This is a genomic window from Anabaena sp. CCY 0017 (assembly GCF_963920885.1).
Taxonomy (GTDB): Bacteria; Cyanobacteriota; Cyanobacteriia; order Cyanobacteriales; family Nostocaceae; genus Nodularia.
Genome location: NZ_CAWUDG010000035.1, coordinates 1 through 18,204 on the forward strand (window position 1 = coordinate 1; position 18,204 = coordinate 18,204).

Annotated in this window: 15 protein-coding genes; 9 read left to right on the forward strand and 6 right to left on the reverse strand. The window is 40.2% G+C overall.

The genetic code is table 11. The features are described from left to right. The coding region (locus ACM0OW_RS23560; protein ID WP_414552856.1) for a hypothetical protein at positions 1-196 on the forward strand (196 nt) is incomplete at its 5' end. A 219-nt stretch (positions 197-415) separates the two neighbouring features. Then, entirely contained in the window at positions 416-5,002 is a 4,587-nt protein-coding gene (locus tag ACM0OW_RS23565; RefSeq protein WP_414552906.1) for a DEAD/DEAH box helicase, read from the forward strand. A 35-nt stretch (positions 5,003-5,037) separates the two neighbouring features. On the opposite strand, the gene ACM0OW_RS23570 is transcribed toward ACM0OW_RS23565, so the two are convergent. Together ACM0OW_RS23570 and ACM0OW_RS23575 are read right to left on the reverse strand one after the other, a co-directional pair. After that, complete coding sequence (locus tag ACM0OW_RS23570) at positions 5,038-5,508, reverse strand: EVE domain-containing protein (protein ID WP_414552858.1); 471 nt, start codon at positions 5,506-5,508, stop codon at positions 5,038-5,040. A gap of 107 nt (positions 5,509-5,615) precedes the next feature. Beyond that, positions 5,616-6,947 carry a hypothetical protein gene (locus ACM0OW_RS23575; protein WP_414552860.1) on the reverse strand — a complete coding sequence of 444 codons (1,332 nt, stop codon included), beginning with the start codon at positions 6,945-6,947 and terminating at the stop codon, positions 5,616-5,618. Positions 6,948-7,249: 302 nt separating this feature from the next. On the opposite strand from ACM0OW_RS23575, the gene ACM0OW_RS23580 reads away from it, so the two are divergent. After that, positions 7,250-7,906, forward strand: coding sequence for a hypothetical protein (locus ACM0OW_RS23580; protein WP_414552861.1), 657 nt, complete (start codon positions 7,250-7,252; stop codon positions 7,904-7,906). Positions 7,907-7,961: 55 nt separating this feature from the next. Here the strand turns inward: ACM0OW_RS23580 and ACM0OW_RS23585 are convergent, their stop codons facing one another. After that, positions 7,962-9,470, reverse strand: a complete 1,509-nt coding sequence (locus tag ACM0OW_RS23585) for a relaxase/mobilization nuclease domain-containing protein (RefSeq protein WP_414552863.1) — start codon at positions 9,468-9,470, stop codon at positions 7,962-7,964. A gap of 72 nt (positions 9,471-9,542) precedes the next feature. Continuing rightward, positions 9,543-9,899: a plasmid mobilization protein gene (locus ACM0OW_RS23590; protein ID WP_414552865.1), complete on the reverse strand. Its 357-nt coding sequence runs from the start codon at positions 9,897-9,899 to the stop codon at positions 9,543-9,545. 722 nt (positions 9,900-10,621) lie between these two features. Between ACM0OW_RS23590 and ACM0OW_RS23595 the strand changes: the two genes are divergently transcribed. The 5 genes from ACM0OW_RS23595 to ACM0OW_RS23615 all read left to right on the forward strand — a co-directional run bounded on the left by ACM0OW_RS23595 (position 10,622) and on the right by ACM0OW_RS23615 (position 14,845). Next, on the forward strand, positions 10,622-11,899 hold the full coding sequence (locus tag ACM0OW_RS23595) for a ParM/StbA family protein (RefSeq protein WP_414552867.1): 1,278 nt from the start codon (positions 10,622-10,624) through the stop codon (positions 11,897-11,899). Further along, positions 11,896-12,465, forward strand: coding sequence for a hypothetical protein (locus ACM0OW_RS23600; protein WP_414552868.1), 570 nt, complete (start codon positions 11,896-11,898; stop codon positions 12,463-12,465). The genes ACM0OW_RS23595 and ACM0OW_RS23600 overlap by 4 nt, the downstream gene beginning before the upstream one ends. A 137-nt stretch (positions 12,466-12,602) precedes the next feature. Continuing rightward, positions 12,603-13,373 carry a mobilization protein gene (locus ACM0OW_RS23605; RefSeq protein ID WP_227788701.1) on the forward strand — a complete coding sequence of 257 codons (771 nt, stop codon included), beginning with the start codon at positions 12,603-12,605 and terminating at the stop codon, positions 13,371-13,373. A gap of 23 nt (positions 13,374-13,396) precedes the next feature. Continuing rightward, entirely contained in the window at positions 13,397-14,179 is a 783-nt protein-coding gene (locus tag ACM0OW_RS23610) for a DUF6753 family protein (protein ID WP_414552870.1), read from the forward strand. Positions 14,180-14,311: 132 nt separating this feature from the next. Then, a complete protein-coding gene (locus tag ACM0OW_RS23615; RefSeq protein WP_414552876.1) occupies positions 14,312-14,845 on the forward strand; it encodes a hypothetical protein in 534 nt (177 codons plus the stop codon). Between the two features lie 139 nt (positions 14,846-14,984). Here ACM0OW_RS23615 and ACM0OW_RS23620 read toward each other — a convergent pair whose 3' ends face one another. Together ACM0OW_RS23620 and ACM0OW_RS23625 are read right to left on the reverse strand one after the other, a co-directional pair. Beyond that, the gene (locus tag ACM0OW_RS23620; protein WP_414552878.1) at positions 14,985-15,404 is read right to left on the reverse strand and encodes a hypothetical protein; all 420 of its coding nucleotides are present in this window, start codon (positions 15,402-15,404) and stop codon (positions 14,985-14,987) included. A gap of 204 nt (positions 15,405-15,608) precedes the next feature. Further along, complete coding sequence (locus ACM0OW_RS23625) at positions 15,609-16,268, reverse strand: primosomal protein (RefSeq protein WP_414552879.1); 660 nt, start codon at positions 16,266-16,268, stop codon at positions 15,609-15,611. A gap of 321 nt (positions 16,269-16,589) precedes the next feature. Between ACM0OW_RS23625 and ACM0OW_RS23630 the strand changes: the two genes are divergently transcribed. Continuing rightward, positions 16,590-18,173 (forward strand): AAA family ATPase, encoded by a 1,584-nt coding sequence (locus ACM0OW_RS23630; RefSeq protein WP_414552880.1) that lies wholly within the window; start codon positions 16,590-16,592, stop codon positions 18,171-18,173. The last annotated feature ends 31 nt before the right edge of the window (positions 18,174-18,204 follow it).

The following is an 18,204-nucleotide window of genomic DNA, read 5'->3' on the forward strand; positions in this document are numbered from 1 at the left end:
GAGCTATGAGGCTTATAGAGTCTGTCTTGTAGCTGATTTTGTCCCCCCTTCAGATCCAATAAGTACATTAAATTTACCTATGCTCGGTCCCTTGTTTCAGCCTGATGACGTAACTCACGAGAGTATGAGCGATCGCACTTCGCGCACTGTTGGAGGCGATCGCTCCGGTACAGCAGCATTTATAATTACTCAGTGATATTTTCTAATCACGCCAGTTGCTAGTTAGAAGACAGTTATCAGACAATTCTCAAAATTAAGCTGTTACACCGTTAGTGATATAGATCACTTCATTTTACGGGATATTAATTAATAATAAGCTTAAACAAAATGGTATGTAATGTTAGCCGGAAAAATTTTTACACCCCACTATAATTGCAAAACATTTGGTAACAATTAAGTTAAATTCGGCACTGTGATGGAACGACGTAAATTTACTAAATTTCATGGTATATCAAACTGGTTATATAACTCAGTTACTGAATCTGAAGATAAGCAATATATACATCGTCTACTCAAAGAAGATAAAAATCAACGAGATGTAATTCTCGATGAATTAATATTAATCGTTCAAAAAGCTCATGAAGATGCTCGGTTTCGGCTTCGGAAATTAGCAGGAAATTCTCTTGCTCCATTTAATAATTTTCCAGAAACCGATCCATGCAATGGCTATCCTGAACGTCTAAATATTAGAACTCTTCAGGGTTATTTTGGAGAGATATTTGCAGGAATAATTGCTGAAAACTTTTCTCATTTTGATCAAGATGATTGGGAAGTTCCTGCTTTCCTTTTTCGATTCCATTTAGTTGAGTTTCAGCATTTAGAATATCTAAATCAAACTGAAGAGATTGCAAAAAGAAGACATGGACGTACTGGGGATGACTGTCTTGCATTTCGGCGTAATAGTGAAGGAGTAATTATTGCTTCTCTAGTTGGTGAAGCAAAATGCACAACCAATCATTATCAAAAGATGATATCTGAGGCGCATGAAAAAGCAAATACGGACAATATCAAACCAATTGATATTCCACAAATCATTGAAATATTGCAAGATAATGATAATTTATTTTCATCTGAATGGATTAATTCTTTAAGGATTTTGTGGCTAGGGAAGGTTGATAAAAATTATGATCGTTACGATTTAGTTAGTTATATTTGTGGACAACATCCTATCCAAAATCCAACATGGATGTCTCCCAACAAGCCACACGAAAAATATACAGCAAAAAGAAGACTTGAAGCAGTTGAGATCCATCTTCATAACGTTGAAAATCTTATTAATACTGTTTATATTCAGTCAGCAAGTGCAACTCCTTCAGTAAATATTTCTACCCAGACAGTTCAACAACCAGATGATTTAGATGCTGCAATAGTAAATTCTGATGTCATAATAGAGGGAGAAGTTCTGCAAGATGACATGACTCAACCAAGTAACGAAGTCATTGGTTTAGCTACAGAACTACAAAATAGTCTAGCAGGTGGCAGGCTAACACCAAGTATTGCAAAACTTTATAGTCAACATACTAGACTTCGCGCAGGAGGAGAGGGATTAAAAGGATGGCGGAAAGATGAAGCAAGTGAACGATTAAATGATGCTATGCGCCTAATTGATGCTGCATTTATCTTACGAGAAGATGGAAATACCAACTGGCGTAATGCAATGTTACGGGCTGGTGAGTTGCTTGAATGGCTATCTCATCCCCAACTAAACCCGGATCTTTTACCAATTCGTTTACTTGCAGCAGCAGTGTATGAACTTGCTGGTTATCCTGCTAGAGCCGCAGGTTTACTTAATGAAGATACAACTGAGGGAGTAGAGTCAGAAATTCTACGTTCTTTACTAAAAGCGGATTTTCCCAGTTTATTACAACAACTAACAGAATATTGGGCAAGTGCAACATCATCAAATTTCCAAATTGAACCCAGTCTTATTTGGGATGAAACTGATACAGTTGCTGATAGATTTAACAAGTTGATTGTTAAAGAAACTGCTAGTTCTTTAGGAATTTTATGTGCAAAAATGCGCTGGGGAAACGAACCTAGATTAGAAAAAGCTATTGAAAAGCTTTCTGATATTGCTAAGGTACTTCTTCACGGACATGACAATTATTCTTGGCTTTTAGGTAAATTGTGTGCTGAAGTTGCTTCTGTATATGTAGAAACTTCTTTACGACATCATTTAGAAGCACTTTCTCAGATGATTACCCAAAATGGTCTAAATTCTTTAGAGCGTTATTTACGCCAAAAATATCAAAACCGTAAAGCTTTAGCATGGCCTTCTCAAATTTCTGGAATTGAAAGACTCGCAAGAACAGAATCATTTGCACTTTGTACTCCTACAGGTTCAGGAAAAACAACGATAGCCGAAATTGCTATTCTGCAAAGTCTGTTTTTTCAAACTAAAAATCCTAACATAAGTAGCTCTGCTCCTTTAGTTATTTACTTAGTTCCAAGCAGGGCGCTTGCTACAGAAGTTGAATCTAGTTTGTCTCGTGTTTTAAATCAGACTACTAATAAAAAGGTCACAGTTACAGGTTTATATGGAGGGACTGACTGGGGTCCAACAGATGTATGGCTGACATCAGAACAGCCAACAGTTTTAATTTGCACTTATGAAAAAGCAGAAGCTTTGATGAAATTTTTGGGACCTCTATTCGTTCGTAGAATTTCTCTAATTGTTATAGATGAAGCCCATGCAGTTCAATTTGATGGTAATAAATATTCTTTACAAAAAGCAGAGAATAGATCCTTACGTTTAGAGTCACTAAGTGCCAGATTATTTACTTATGTAGAACAAAATCATAGTCGGATTATTGCACTATCAGCTGTTGCTTCAGAAACAGAAGGTGCATTAGCAAGCTGGATAGAAAATCAAACCAATGCTAACCCAACAAAGACATATTACAGAAGTACACGCCAATTAATAGGCCGTCTTGAATGCCTACCAGGAAGAGGATTTGAAATACGCTATGACTTACTTGATGGTAGAAAATTAGAATTTCAAGAAGGAGGTCAAGCTGATACACCTTTTATTCCAAATCCTTTTTCGACATATCCTTCTGTACCAACAAGGAAAAAAGAAGGAGTTGAAAAAAGGTTACGCCCTTATCTTTTTTGGGCAGCTATGCACTTAGCCGCACCAGATGAAAAAGGACAAAGACGTGCCGTTCTTATTTCAGTCACACAGCAACCTGGTGGTTATGCAGAAGACTTTCTGAAATTATTGCAAACATGGTCACAAATAGAAATACCTTCATTTTTTCAAGAACCCGTAGAGCCAGAAAAACTTGAGATTTTTCAAAAGTGTTTAAGTTCCTGTGAGGATTATTTTGGTATTCAATCCCGCGAGTATAAGTTGTTAGAGAAAGGAATTATAGTACATCATGGAAAAATGCCAGGTTTAATGGCTCGATTACTTATTGATGTCATCAATGAAAAAATTGTACATTTAGTTTTGGCAACATCAACTCTTTCCGAAGGGGTTAATCTTCCTTTTGAAACAGTATTAATTCCAAGTTTAAGACGTGGTACAGGAGAACTAAATATTCGTGAATTTGGTAATTTAGTTGGCCGTTCTGGAAGACCTGGATTTGGCACAGAAGGACGTAGTTTAGTGTTACTTCATAATCAATCAACAGATTGGAGCGACAAAGAAGCACGTAAAAGATACATATCTTTGATAGGAGAATTAGAGAATCAAACACAAGCAAAAAGCCTAAATGTAAATCCTGTAAGTCCTCTCGCTGAATTACTAATACGTTTGGAAGAACAATGGCAAATAATTTCTAGTTCTAATAAACAGGATAATTTTTTAACCTGGCTGGAAAAAACTGCACCACTATCTCCTGAGAATAATTTCTCAGAACTGGAATCATCAGCCATTGAAACTCTTGATTCCCTGGATATGTTTTTACTATCTGTAATTGTTGAAATTGAAAATTTAGCAGCAAAAGATTTAAGCTCTAATGAATTGGAAGAACAACTGCAAAAAATTTGGCAACGAAGCTTTGCATATTATGCAAGTAGGGAACAAGAAAAACTAGAAAATTTATTTATTAGGCGAGGTATCGCGCTGAAAACAGAAATTTATAAAGATGTTTCACAGCGTCGGCGCTTGTATCGCACTAGTCTACCACCACGTGCTGGAAATGAGCTTTTAAATCTCTATCCTAGCATTAAAAAACAATTATCTATGGGTGGAGATTATGCTATTTGGACACCAGAACAACGTTTTAACTATGTTCAAAATATAGTTGGGAATTTAACCAGTCTGTCTAAATTCCGACTGAGTGAGCTAAAAGGAAATGTTTCTTGGAATGAAATATTACGCTGGTGGTTTGAACCTAATACAGCAGATAAAATACCAAAACCTACTCAAATTTCAAATTGGCATTCATATATTAGCCAAAATTTTGGATATAGATTTAACTGGGGATTAGGAAGTGTTATTGCAATAGCAATAGATGAAGCTTTTGGTGGTGAGTTAGTTGAATCATCCCTTGAAAACTGGTCACAAACTGGGCTACCTTGGATTGTTTTTTGGATGAAAGAACTTATTGTATGGGGAACATTAGAGCCAGTAGCTGCATACTTACTTGCTAAAGTGGAAGAAGTAATAACTCGTAAACAAGCTGAAAAATTGGCGCAAACTTACTATTTGTACATTAGTGAAAGAGAAACAGAACCAGATGAATATCTTAATGCAGTAAATATCAAAAGTTGGGTGGAACAATCATTTTCCAATCTTGAAAAACGATATTCACAAAAGCCAAAACCTCCTAATCAAGTGAATGTTAATTTACTTATAGATTTTAATAAAGCTCCAACTAAAAATTGGAAAGTAGTACCTGTAGAAATTGGCGATAATATTCAATGGTTTGATTTAGCAGGTTTTCCGCTTGCAGTGTGTCAGAAACCTGAAAATTGGCAGTCTGATTTTTTAAACACTTATGACTTCACACTTGAAACTGAAAATAAAATAGTTTCATCAAAAGTTTATGTGTGACTTGTTAAAACTCAAATTCGTTCCGAACCCATCTTCTACATTTCTGCCCAATTAAAGGTTTTCATCCCCTGAATCTTCATCGCCACCACTTCAGGAACGGGAATCACCGATAAGCGATTTCCTGGTCTGACCACCATTAGTTCTTCAGGGGTAAACTTTTCTCTGAGCGTTGACAGACTAATAGGGTGGTCAAAAGTTTCCACAAATTCTACTACAACTGTTTGCCAACGCGGTGATTCAGGACTTGATTTCGGGTCAAAGTATTTGCTTTTTGGCTCAAACTGGGTCGGGTCAGCAATACCTGTTTTGACTACACGCATTAACCCCACAATGCCGGGAGGATTGGTGTTAGAGTGATAGAAAAAAGCTAAATCTCCAGGGAGCATTTGACGCAAATAATTGCGAGCTTGATAATTGCGAACGCCATCCCAAATAGTCTCGCTCTGCCGTTGAAGGTCAGCGATGCTATAGACTAATGGTTCTGATTTCATGAGCCAATAATTCATGGCAACGGTATTGGATATATAAACGCTGTTTCATCTTCCTTCATTTTGACTATTTCTGGTGGTGAATTATGCACACCACACCAGAAAAAACTTTGATCAAGCTCGCTTTAACTAATTTTTTTGGTTTGCTTACATACGGTTTTCTTGGATTTACGCTGTAATTTCCACTTGCGGATGCTTTGAACCATAGAGCTAAAATCACGACTAGCAAAGGCTGTGGTTTGATTCGCACTGTGCCAAATTGTATTTGCTTCTGTGATCTCAAGTGGAGGTGTACAGCGATCGCAATATCGGTCAAATAGTTGGCGTGGTTCGGGATGATACACAATCCCCTGTTGACTCAGTAAAGCCGATGTACCTAGAAGATTCCGTGCTAACTTGTAGCCAGCATTGTTTCGGTTGCCTGCAAATTCTCCGTGAACCAGAAGGAGGCGATCGCTCTTTGTTAAACAAACAGACAAAGGAACAGACATTCCGCTAGCGCGTAATTGTTTGAGAGATGAGCAATTATCCCTGGTTGTAGTCTTTGTTACTCTCTCGCGTCGGCAATGTAAGGTTGAGCGAGAAAGAGTTACAGAAGGTTGCAGTAACGCTGTTTGTGGGTGAATAACTTCTCCGTTTTTACCTTGGTGGAGAAGCTGCACCCACTTACGCCAACGTTGTTCTGATAGCTTGTAGGGAAATAAACCTGTAGAATCCAACGAGCTTTCTAGTTCTTCCCAACTGTACTGACAGTCTGACCACTGCTCTAAACTAATGGGAATCGTCGCACTCAAGACTCCGTTTACTACTCGTCTGCGAACCATCCCCGGTAATCTCATAGAACGAGCCAAGTTACAAATTGCTGGGTCGGCATTTTGGATAATCGTGAGCTTGCGGTTGAGACACAGCCATTGATCAGGTTTCAAAGGATGGCTGCATCTCAAGTAAACGTGCAGGGATTTTCCACCTGTATAAACGACTGCGGCGGATTCCAAGTTGATTTCATCCTTGAGTCGATTTACAGCTTGTCGCTGTTCATTCAATGTTAAATCATCAATTTCGTAGAACAAACACTGACATTGGCTAACGTGGTGATTACTGATGCCCTTGTCTGGTTGATTGGGGTAGAAACTGACAGTAGCACCCAAAGTTGACATTTTAAATGCCAATGCCCAACCATCAGTATAATGTTTAGGTGTCAATCGCCAGCAAGTGTTACCTTGTTTATCTCGTCCGCCATAGGTGCAGCAATAAAGTTGAAATCCTTGGTGAGTGATTTTACCACAGAGAATATACTGAGAATAAATCAGTTGGCCATTGCGCCAGTAGCAATTCCAATTTTCAGGTATTAGTTCTGTAGGCAAGTCCCAGGAAATTCTCAGCCAGATTTTACTGCCTGTAATCAAGCCTATTTGTCTCAGAAATTTAATTGTTGTTTGTCTGGGATTGAAGATCATGGCAGCTACGCCTGAAGATTTGTTCTTCTCTCTGTGGCGTTAGCTGCTGTGTTTAAATGAACTACAGGTTTCCTGTAAAAACAAGGTAGGAGCAGAATTGCATAAGTGATTAATTTTTAGGTTTACACGGAACATACTGAAGAAAAATGACAATTAAAATTTAAATCAACTGTCGTCCAGTAGCGTATAAAAAGTTTAGAGTTTACTGGTGTCGCTCATAATCGATGTTGCCGAAAACCCTAGTAAATTACTAGGGGATAATTTAGATAAACCCTAGTAATTTGAAAATATCCCCTAGTAAAATGCGAAGACACAAGGGCGAGGGTAACGGATATATTTATTGGCGGAAGATCACCAAAAATGGGAAAGACTACCCGCAAGCTTACTACCATTGGCAGGAAAAGGGTCGCAAGAGAACCAAATATATACCCAAGCATTTACTAGGGGATATTCAACAAACTGAGGCTGCTAAACGTCCAGTTAAAGAAATTCTCCTGATTTTAGGCATTTCTGTAGACCCTAGTAATTTACTGGGGGATACCGAAAACAGCCCTAGTCAGAATAACCCTAGTAAAACAGAAATATCCCCCAGTAATAATAGCCCTAGTAATTTACTAGGGGATAGCGAAAACAGCCCTAGTCAGAACAACCCTAGTAAAACGGAAATATCCCCTAGTAACGATAGCCCTAGTAATTTACTAGGGGATACTGAAAACAGCCCTAGTAAAATGCGGCGACATAAAGGAGAGGGCAGTGGCAACATCTACTGGCGGGTGATTACCAAAAATGCCAAGGATTACCCCCAGGCTTACTATCATTTTGAGATTTGGACTCAAGGCGACCGCTTGATAAAATCATCTAAGTATATTCCTAAGCGGTTAATTCAACGAGTGCAAAAGTTAGAGGAACAAAAAACACCAGTGAGAGAAATTTTGCAGGTATTAGGGGTATTAATCTGATGAAAGACGACTAAATATTTTGCAGATGGCGATAATTTAATTACTTAGAACCTAACTAAAGTTCCCAACCTTGAAGCTGTGTGATTCGACTATGATCAGATTGCGGCTTGCTGTCAATTAGCATCTTATTCCAACCACCTGCTTGACCAGGCGAAACTCTTTGAGCTTGGGGTAATTCAGCCAGTATGCCAGAGACCAAATCCTGATTTTGCTCATGGTCTTGAAAAGCGATGATCACTGTATCAAGAGAACGCAAAAAGTCAAGCGGTAATTCCTGACTTTCGCCTACACTCCAATACAATGTGGGTTTACGCTTTTGTTTGTCAATAGTCGATTCTAAGGCAATTACAGAGAGAACTTCAATCGGGTTACTCAGTAGTACCGCTCTTTTAACTGTGGTATCCGTAGCTACCCAAAAACTACCATTTTTACTCAGTTCAGAATTCAGAGGAATAGCGGTGAAATCACCTGTTAATTCTAATTGCTTGGTTTGAGTGGGAACATCATCAAGTGTACGTTCTACAAATACCGCTTGACCTGTGTGACTGCCATAGAGCCAGCCCTGTTGATACAGTTTTGTGAGCAGAGAATTGGGTAAATTGTACTGCTGGTTTAACTTGAGGCGTATTGGTTCCCAGTTTGCTGGTTCTGGTGCAGGTGATAAATTTATGGGCTTGACTGTTGGTGTGGCATTTTCAGTATTTTGCTCTATCAATGTTTGGCTAGGTTCATCGTCTCGTTTTGTGGAGATGTCTGGTATGGCATTTCCAGCATTATCTTCTATAAGTTTCTGGATTAGCTGGTCATCCCGCTGGGGAAGATAACTGACACCTCGATGCTTTTGTAAACCTGCAAAAGTATACGCCTTGCCTAAATGCGTACCACTGAAAGCCACGCTATCAACTTGGTAACTAATGCCTTTGACTTTGCCTGTGCGAGTATAGCCAACGCGGACATTGATCCCTTGTTGTTGTAATTTCCCGATTAACTCCGGCATGATGGGATGGTCTTGGGTTGCTTCGTCAAGCGATCGCTGAAGTTTAACTCTAACACTTTCTTCTCCAGTTCTAGCTAATTGCCTGCGTTCACCAGTGCTTGGACTGTGTTTATCTTTCTCCCAACTGGCTGGCACAGATTGTAAATTGTATTCTTTCTCCAGCTTGCGGATGATGACTTCACTTCTGCGTTTGTCCCAGCTATCAGAAACCGTAGTCCCATCCAATTGAATCCGACTCGCAGCAATATGTGCGTGATCATGTTCCCGATCAACATGACGCACCACTATATATTGATTCATCTCAAAACCCATTGCTTGCAAATACTTCTGAGCGATTTCGTGCCAAGTGTCATCATCCAAATTCTCATGGTGGGGCAAACTGAGGGACGCATGGTAAACAGCCCTACTCACCTTTGGGTTTAATTTTCTCGATAGACCAAACTCAGTTGCTAATTCACGTGGGTTGGTTCCTTCCATGTTCCCACCAATATATCTGGCTCCCTCTTTACCAAAAAGGTAGTCTAACAGTTCTCGGAAACTTTTACCTTTGACGTGCTTGCCAATCATTTTCATCTTCCAGGAAACCGCCTCCGCAGCCTTTGTGCAATGTCCGTAGTGACAAGGGTTTTGTCTGGTACTTTATGCTTCGTCCTGTATATCATTGTTGAAATCGATGTCAGCAATTTCTCGCCGCACTTGTTTGACCAAGTTTTTCACTTGTTCTAACAATCCTCTATCCACGACTACTGGCTCTCCCATGAGTACCGTTGTATTAATTGCTTTAGCTATTTGGTTGAGGTTATTAGCTATTTTACCCAATTCCCAATAAGTTTGACCTGCCACTCTGGTAACACGTCTGGGCAATTTGTTCTTCAAAGTTTTGCTACGAAACAGTTCACTGACGGTCAGACCATTTTCTCGTGCCATTTGTAATGCTGCTTGCCGTTCTTCTGGAGTCAGCATTATTTCTATTTTGCAAGAACGCTTATGTCCCATTGCATCTGTTGCTTCTCAACTTTTTCTAGTTTGACGGGAGTAGTCAGATTTTTGATTAACCATTGGGATATTGTTGAGCAAAATTTTTAAAGGACATTGAGTTTCCCTCTTGCCGAATTTCCTTTTTGAAAGGATGCACCGGATGACAGATCGTTTTTAGATCAACTTCCCCTCGGTCACGGTGGTTGACATACTGAGATAGGAGAACCGTGAACAGAGGGCAAGTTTGTTGCCGCACCTGGGGGGTACTTTTTTTCTCCCCATAAAAAATATCCGGATAGCAACATAGCTTGCTACCCACAAAAACTGGTTTCGCCTTCTCAAATTAAGCGCTGGACGAATCGGCAATGGATCTGAATTGGATCTGGATTGGATCGCAATTGGATCTATGATGGCACATTTTTTATCAATAATTAGCATTTATTGCGAATACAAATATTACATAAGCTACGTAGGCTAGAGAATTGGATCTAAATTGGATCTGTGTTGGATCTGAATTGGATCTGAGTTGGATCTGAGTTGGATCGCAATTGGATCTGAATTGGCACACTTTTGGCAAGTGAATTTCTGAGCAGAAAAGTAACGCTTTGGTCAACAGCAGTGAAAAAAAATATCCAACTGGCTAAAATTTGCCTCAAAAAAAATAGACAGTAGAAAGATGTTCACAGGCAATATTTGCATTTAAGTTAAAAACAGCTTTTACGCATAACACAATTACAGTCATGTCAAACCTGATAGTCAGCTTTGACCCTGGGGCTTCCTTGACCAAGATTGTTTACGAACTAGCAACTGAAGGCCAGCCACGCCTAATGACAATGGAACCAGAGATGCTGAAGTTGCCTCAAAGTTCGATTGACGCTTATATGTCAAGTCGCAAGGGTCTGGAATCTTCTCAACCAGCAGATGAAGCCTGGGTGTCTTGTGCCGCAGATGATCATACAGAATGTACAGTGGTAGGATTCTTAGCACGACAGTTTTCTGCATCCGCCAGACTCGATAAACTCAAGTACGAAACCTCAATTCACAAAGTTTTGGCAGTGATTGGTGCGATTGCCTCCGGCAGTGCGCGGAGCGCAATCGCCTGCGGGTGTGCGCGGAGCGCGATCGCTTCGGGTAAAACGCAAAGTGCGATCGCCGGAGGCGGGGCTAAGTCCTGCGGACACGCTACGCGAATGCCCATCGGTCAACAGAATCAATTGCCCAACAAGTTTTCACTATCACTGACCTCACTACTGCCCTATGGTGAATATCAAAATCGCCAAGCATTTGAGCAACAGTTGCGGAATGCACTCAAGGATTTTAAGTTTCGGGGTCAAAGGTTGCGGGTGAAACTGGAGCGATTCGAGTGTCTGCCTGAAGGTGCGGGATTAGCAATGATTCGTCAACGCCAGAATGGTAAAGAATGGTTCAATACCCAAACCATTGCTGTACTAATGTTTGGGCATCGCAATACCAGTGTCTTATTATTTGAACGGGGCAAGATGACGGCGGGTTACACCAATGGGTTAGGTTTTCACCAAATGGTCAAGCGCGTAATTGAACGTACATCTGGGCAGGATGCCACTGCTTTGACCTCTGCCATCTATGCAGCTGGTTCAGATATCACCGTGGATAACCCAGCAATTCGCGCGTTGGTCAAAAGCCGAGACCCAAAAAACATTGATTACGAATTGCAGATGATTGTTAATGCCATTACTACGGCTAAAGCTGAGTATTGGTCTAGGCTTTACGATTGGCTGGAATCAACTTTACCTGCGGTGAACGAGGTGATTTTGAGTGGTGGTGCAGCGTTGTACTTAGAACAAGAGCTACAAGACTGTTTTCCAGAAATTTCCACTTACTGGGGTACTGATTTACAGCAACAGGTACAAAAGGTTCTTCAGAATAATAGTAATGATTATTACCATACTTTTCGAGATCAAGAAGCTTTATCATTTAGGTTAATTGATGCTTTTGGTTTGTTTATGCGGTTTAGAGCGCAAATGGAGAAAGTAGCATGACTACCAATAAAAAACAGCCCAAAAATCATCACAATGGTAAACCACGTCAAGTTTTTAGATTTTGTTACCACCCTTATTCAAATACTATTGATGGGAAGCTAATGGCATATCTGCAACAGGGATATGGCGAGCGTTCTAGCAAAGAAATGGTCTTACAAGCATTACGAATGTGTTGGTTACCTTTAGCCTACAAAGCACAAGCAAATGCAAGTGTAGATATTACTGATTCAGAACTGCGTCGCATAGGGTTAATTTGTTGTCATTCCCTCGAACAACACTTAGCTTATTTACGGATGGAATTAGGACTACCACACAAATCAACTGATATTTTGCCTGTACCTCTTAGTAACATAAGTAATCCTCAAGCCTTGGCTGCTCTGTTCGGTTTAGATGCTGCTAATTTCACTAGCCATGTTCATACAAATGATAATTTTAGCAGCCAAAGTCAAAATATTAGCAATAACAATAGTCATAGCCAACCACAACCAAAAATTGATTCTGATGCGTTCATTCCTGGTACAGGGTCTTTTCATGATCATACAGACGATATGTTTGAAGATATTTAAGTGTAACTGTTCACACTCCCCCCCCACCTCTCAACGATAAATTAGGGGTTCCGAGCATTTTGTAGGGGGGGGGAGTGAATAACTACATTTAAGTATTAATTAATCCACAGTTAGTGAAACCACAAGGGAGTAAAAAAATGGCAGCAATTCACTTTATAGATGGTGAAAAGGGGGGAGTGGGCAAGTCTTTGTTTGCCAGAGTCATGGTGCAGTACTGCATTGATCATAAACTATCTTATGAATTGGTAGAAGCTGACCCCAGTAATCCAGATGTGGGCATATTCTACCCAGGAAATCATAAAACCGCAGTTTTTAGTGAATCAGAGCGTAAAGCTTATGATGCTGATGAAATTTTCAATTTAGCACTACAAAATTCGGTGATTGTCAATTTACCTGCTCAAGTCTACCCAGCAGTAACAGATTGGATTGACCGGAATCAAATCCTAGAGATTACTGGCAAAAATAAGGTGAAAATATACAAATGGTTTGTTTGTAGTGGCGGTTATGATAGTGTTCAATTATTTATGCGATCGCTAGAACACTTTGAAAAGAAGATTAAGCATATATTTGTCCGCAACTGTGGTTTATGCGATGACTGGAAACACGTAGATGGGCGGGATAATTTACAAGACTTAATCAAGGCTTATAAAGTAGCGGTAATCGATTTTCCCAAATTTAGCTATCGAGAACGGGATATCCTAGATGCGAACCACATCAACTTTTCGGAAGCTAAGAATTATAGTGAATTAGGTGTATTAGGCAAACAAAGATTGCATAGTTTCCTGAAAAGAGCTTTTGAGGAAATTGAAAAAGCTAAAGTTTGGCATCCTCCTGTTGCTTCAATTACTCCACCTGCTAAAACAACTGATGATGCTACTATCAATAGCAAAGTTGCTACTCGGAACTAATCTCATTGACATCTTGTGTAAGTATGCATAATTCTCACACTGAAGAACTCGATTTGGATGATCAGTTTTTGGATTCAGTCGCCGCTAGAGGCAAAGGATTAAATCGGATTCCTTACCCAACTCTTCTAGATTTAGCAATTCGAGGTAAAGATGATGCGTTCAAAGCTAGGGTTTGGGAAATAGTCGTTCAAACTGGAGTTGACCCTGATGACCCAACTTTTTTGATGATGGTGGCTACAGGTAGGTTACAGGCGCTATTGGAAGATAATCCTAAAGAAATGGAGGCAATGTTTGACCAATGGCAAACCCAGCTTTATGATCATCTACAAAGTTATGAAAAAGCAGCAGTTAAAGGTCAGCAGAAAGCGATCGCTCATGCAGTGACGACATTAATTAAACACACAGAATTTGAGCGGGCGATTCATTCTGTTCCTTCGCTCATTGCGGCTGGTATTCTGTTATTGATCACGGCGGCAGTTGGTGGAGTTTTCAGTGTCGGGGGAATGCTTTGGTATCAATCGAGCAATTTAGATCCGGCTGGGCCACGTCAGCTGACTCAAGCACAAGCTGAGGCTCTGAAATGGGCTACCAGCAACGAAGGTAAGTTTGCTCAACATCTCATAGACTGGAATCGAGATTTGTTGAGTCGAGATCATCGTGGTCAACTTGCCTGTAGCAAAGAAGTCCAGCGTCTGGGTGTAACTTTGGAAATCGGAGCCAGTAGCAAAAAAGCCGCATCCGGTTTTTGCACTATTTGGGTACAGCCTCCAAATCAACGTAAGTTTACAACATTACCCAGGCAATAGAAGACAATTGTATTCTCCATCCACAGCCAGCAATGCAAGGGATTACACGAACAAAGTTTGCTGACCAATCAAAGGCATTTTCCTAGAAAAGTACGATTAATTATCAAATTTTAAATTTCAGAGGTTGAGCGTATGTTTAACTGCAAACTTAACTGGTTTTGGCTGATGACAACTGGAGTTATGGTAGCAGCTTGTACTCCTACTACCATAGATACAAGTGGCAATAATGAAAGCAATATTGCCCAAGCTTCATCTATACCTAATTACCCCCCAATGTATAATGTTGAGGTGAAAGTCTGTGGTGATATTATTGCTCCCATTCGAGATGAGCAACGCTGTATCAACCAAAATCTGCGCTTGTGGGGGCCAGTAAAAGAAGCGAAATTAGTGCGTACAGGTATTTCTCTGCCATCTGTTTCTGCTGTAGATCATAAAGTTGCGATCGCTTCTCAAGGCTGTTATCCTGTTTACTTGCAACCTTCCCAGCCGCAGTTTTATTGGGCTGATACAATTATTCAGGTTAATCGCGGTTCTACACCAACCATTGAAATCAAACAAACGCAACTTTCCAACCAGCAGATTTATGAGTTAATGACCAATCGGCTTACCAGTCGGAGAATTGCCACCTTTGGCGGGAGGGGCTGCGAACCTGCGCCTGTAAATTAAAGTTTTTTGTTGTACGATAGGTCAAATCAATTCCAAATTCAAAAAAAGGTCACTAACCCTTATTTTAGTGTCCTTCGGGTAAGGGTGGGTGGGAAACGAAAATACCCCGAATCATCTCATTTAATTCGGGGTATGGCAATTAATCTTCTAGTTCCATCTCTTCATCATCTTGCTCGAAATCTTCATCTATCAATTCATCAGAATTGCTGCTTAAACTATTGAGTCCGTCGATGCGTTTAGAACGAGCAGCTTTATGAGCAGCACGTCTATCTCGAATTTCATCCAAATTATTCAAGCCGTAAAGCTTACGGGCATAATTGATTAATTCTTTTAATGGTGTGTTGAAGTAATCCTTACGAAACTGAGAATTGTGTTTTTCCCAATCAAATTCTTGTGCGTTAAACCTGGACACTGCGGCTAATTCTCTTCCTGATTCTTCCCGCAATACTTCAATGACCATCAGGTGTACCTTTTCCTGATAAGTCTTGACTCGTTCTAAGGCAGGAATGTGCTTTGCAATTTTGTTTCTTGGTTTAGCAAGTTTGCGAACATTAACCATGAGAATCACTCCTTGATATTTTATTTTTCTCATAGAAACCGCATCGAAAGATGCCATTCGCTTCAGCTTATTTATAACAGTTTTGATTTAAATACACTACAAATTTATCTGTATTCCTCTAAAAAAAATACCTGCATTATTTCCAATAAAACAGGTATTTTTGGCTAATTATTATGTTAACTGTTGGGGATAAGTTGGAAGTATCTACTCGTCTTCATCTTCGTCCTCGTCTAAGTCGTCATCTTCATCTAAATCTTCGTCGAGTTCATCGTCGTCCTCCTCATCTTCATCCAGGTCTTCATCAAGTTCGTCGTCTAAATCGTCAAGTTCTTCAAGTTCTTCCTCTTCTTGTTCTTGGAAAGAGTTGCGACGTTCCAGAGATGCGCGGTTAAACTCCACTAAATCCGCTATTGCTTGCTCAGGGTCACTGCTGATAGTGTCGTATAGCATACTCATAAAGATTGCTACTACTTCTGGTGAATATTTGAGTGCATCCGGTTGTCCAAACAATTTAGTAAATAATTTGGTGTTCCACTTCTGCCAATCAAACTTTTTGTTACCACCTTTCTTTTTGACTTGGGCTGCAATATCAAGTCCGAGTTTTTCACGGGCTGCGTGACCGATTTTGGTAGAAACACGGGAATCACGTAGTTGGAGTTTAACGCCGTATTCCTTGAAAATTAGGTTCCGCAGTTCCTTCAATAATGCTAACGCCTCTTGCTGTGGTGAAGCATTTGCAACTTTTGATTTCGTGGCAGCAGTTGTGCTATTTGCTTTGACTGAGCCTCTACCATTAGCTGCATGACGAGTATTGTTGTTAGCACGAGTTTTGCTTATTCCTTCGGTGCGCTTCGCAATTGCCATTTCAGAAATTCCTTTCTTAAGTGAATTTTTCACTTCCTTGCCGCAATCGCGGCTTTCACATCCACTTCCCATTTCCTACTCATTGATTGAAATGAATCAGAATTTTGGTTGATTTTTCTTGTTATATATAGAAGTAAGAGTATGGGGTAATACTTATGTATTTTTTTTGCATCAGTCGATGTTTTCACAGCAGTAAATATGCTAAATATTGTGATTACAAATGAAATTTAGCCATGAGGTTAGTGATCATTAACCTTATGGCTAAAGCATCAGCGATAAATTTGCTTTAAAACCGAAAAATAACTTGTTTAAGTCAGAATTATGGAATTGACAGACTGGCCGGCTCTGGCTGACCAAAATACTGCACTTGTAGCCTTGGAGTATCATACGCCTGACAGAATGCAGATATTACAGCAATTTTACCATTGGGGTAAGGAGCGGTCTTTGTCTGTTTTTGTCTGGAATCCTGGTTACTGTGGACTACAGCAATTAATTCAGTATCAAGAGCAGTATATTCTACAGCCAACTAACAGGGGTAAAAATGGAGATATTATTCAGTATCTTCTGGAGGAATATCAACCTGGTATTTATTTACTGGAAGGATTGTTAAATCAGGGTGATGGTAATAAAATTAGTAACAAACGTAGCTATCAACTACTTAATGCCTGTCATCAAGCTCTTTGGAGTCAGCACAATCATTGCTGGGTATTATTGGAGACTTACGTTCAACTACCACTAGAATTACAGCCTTTTATTCCTGTATTATCTCACCCACTTCCAGACCAACAGCAAGTGCAGATGGTTGTGCAGCAGTTTTGTGATACCTGGGTTGAGCATAGCAATTATCGCTATTCTTGGTTAAAGACAACAGAAAAAACCGCAGCGCTGCAATTGTTATTTCGCGCCTGTCAGGGTTTACCCATTGGCGAGATAAATATGCTACTACAGCAATGTCTCGGTTGTGCAGAGCAACTTGAGGAAATGGTGCAATTAGTGCTGGAGCATAAAGTTAACAAATTGCGGGGGCGGGGTTTAGAGTATATTGCTCAACCTGATGTACCTTCAGCCGGGGGATTTGATTTACTGGAAAAAAGATGGGAAACTATTACCTGTTTGCTGCAACCAAAAGCACAGGCATACAGTTTGAAGTTTCCTACGGGGATGCTGTTATGGGGTCCACCGGGTACGGGTAAAAGTCTCTCTGCCAAGTTAGCCGCGCAAAAAATGGGATTACCACTGTTAGCTGCTAATTGGGGTGTATTATTGGGTAGTCCTGATCCCGACAGAGCATTAAAGGAATTTATTGCTTTGGTAACATCCTTGGCTCCTTGTGTACTTTACTGGGATGATTTTGATAAGGGATTTGCAGGTTGGGACTCTAATGCAGATGGTGGTGTAGCACGACGGTTATCAGCTGCTTTATTAACTTGGATGCAAGAGCATCAAGAGCCAGTTTATACCATCGCCACTGTTAACCGCTTAGAAATGTTACCTGCGGAATTAGTTCGCCGTTTTGATGATATCTTTTTTGTAGACTTACCCCATGAAGGGGCTAGATATGAAGTCTTCAATCTACATCTAGCCAAGTTTTTTCCAGCTTTTCGAGACTACAATTCACCTTGGAATGATGACCAATGGCGGAGATTGTTGGCTGAATATCGTATTTGCACTCCGGCAGAAATTGGTAATGCAGTCCGTCGTTGTGCTGAGGAAGCTTTTTACCAGGGTAGACCAGGGCAGGTTGAGTTTGAGGATTTGCTACAACAGCGACAAGTGTTTACACCAGCTATGGAGCGAGAGTCAGAACAAATTCAGGCTATTCGCAATCAGGCTATTTATGCTCAACCTGTGGCTAGTCAGGATGTTTCTCGCTTTGCTGCTCAACATCAAGAGTTGTTTGGGTAATATAAACTCAATACCAAGTACAAAGCATCAC

Coding starts and splice junctions, on each gene's coding strand:
- ACM0OW_RS23565 (WP_414552906.1), top strand. CDS start 416: ATGGAACGACGTAAATTTACTAAATTTCATGGTATATCAAACTGGTTA.
- ACM0OW_RS23570 (WP_414552858.1), bottom strand. CDS start 5,508: ATGAATTATTGGCTCATGAAATCAGAACCATTAGTCTATAGCATCGCT.
- ACM0OW_RS23575 (WP_414552860.1), bottom strand. CDS start 6,947: ATGATCTTCAATCCCAGACAAACAACAATTAAATTTCTGAGACAAATA.
- ACM0OW_RS23580 (WP_414552861.1), top strand. CDS start 7,250: ATGCGAAGACACAAGGGCGAGGGTAACGGATATATTTATTGGCGGAAG.
- ACM0OW_RS23585 (WP_414552863.1), bottom strand. CDS start 9,470: ATGATTGGCAAGCACGTCAAAGGTAAAAGTTTCCGAGAACTGTTAGAC.
- ACM0OW_RS23590 (WP_414552865.1), bottom strand. CDS start 9,899: ATGGGACATAAGCGTTCTTGCAAAATAGAAATAATGCTGACTCCAGAA.
- ACM0OW_RS23595 (WP_414552867.1), top strand. CDS start 10,622: ATGTCAAACCTGATAGTCAGCTTTGACCCTGGGGCTTCCTTGACCAAG.
- ACM0OW_RS23600 (WP_414552868.1), top strand. CDS start 11,896: ATGACTACCAATAAAAAACAGCCCAAAAATCATCACAATGGTAAACCA.
- ACM0OW_RS23605 (WP_227788701.1), top strand. CDS start 12,603: ATGGCAGCAATTCACTTTATAGATGGTGAAAAGGGGGGAGTGGGCAAG.
- ACM0OW_RS23610 (WP_414552870.1), top strand. CDS start 13,397: ATGCATAATTCTCACACTGAAGAACTCGATTTGGATGATCAGTTTTTG.
- ACM0OW_RS23615 (WP_414552876.1), top strand. CDS start 14,312: ATGTTTAACTGCAAACTTAACTGGTTTTGGCTGATGACAACTGGAGTT.
- ACM0OW_RS23620 (WP_414552878.1), bottom strand. CDS start 15,404: ATGGTTAATGTTCGCAAACTTGCTAAACCAAGAAACAAAATTGCAAAG.
- ACM0OW_RS23625 (WP_414552879.1), bottom strand. CDS start 16,268: ATGGCAATTGCGAAGCGCACCGAAGGAATAAGCAAAACTCGTGCTAAC.
- ACM0OW_RS23630 (WP_414552880.1), top strand. CDS start 16,590: ATGGAATTGACAGACTGGCCGGCTCTGGCTGACCAAAATACTGCACTT.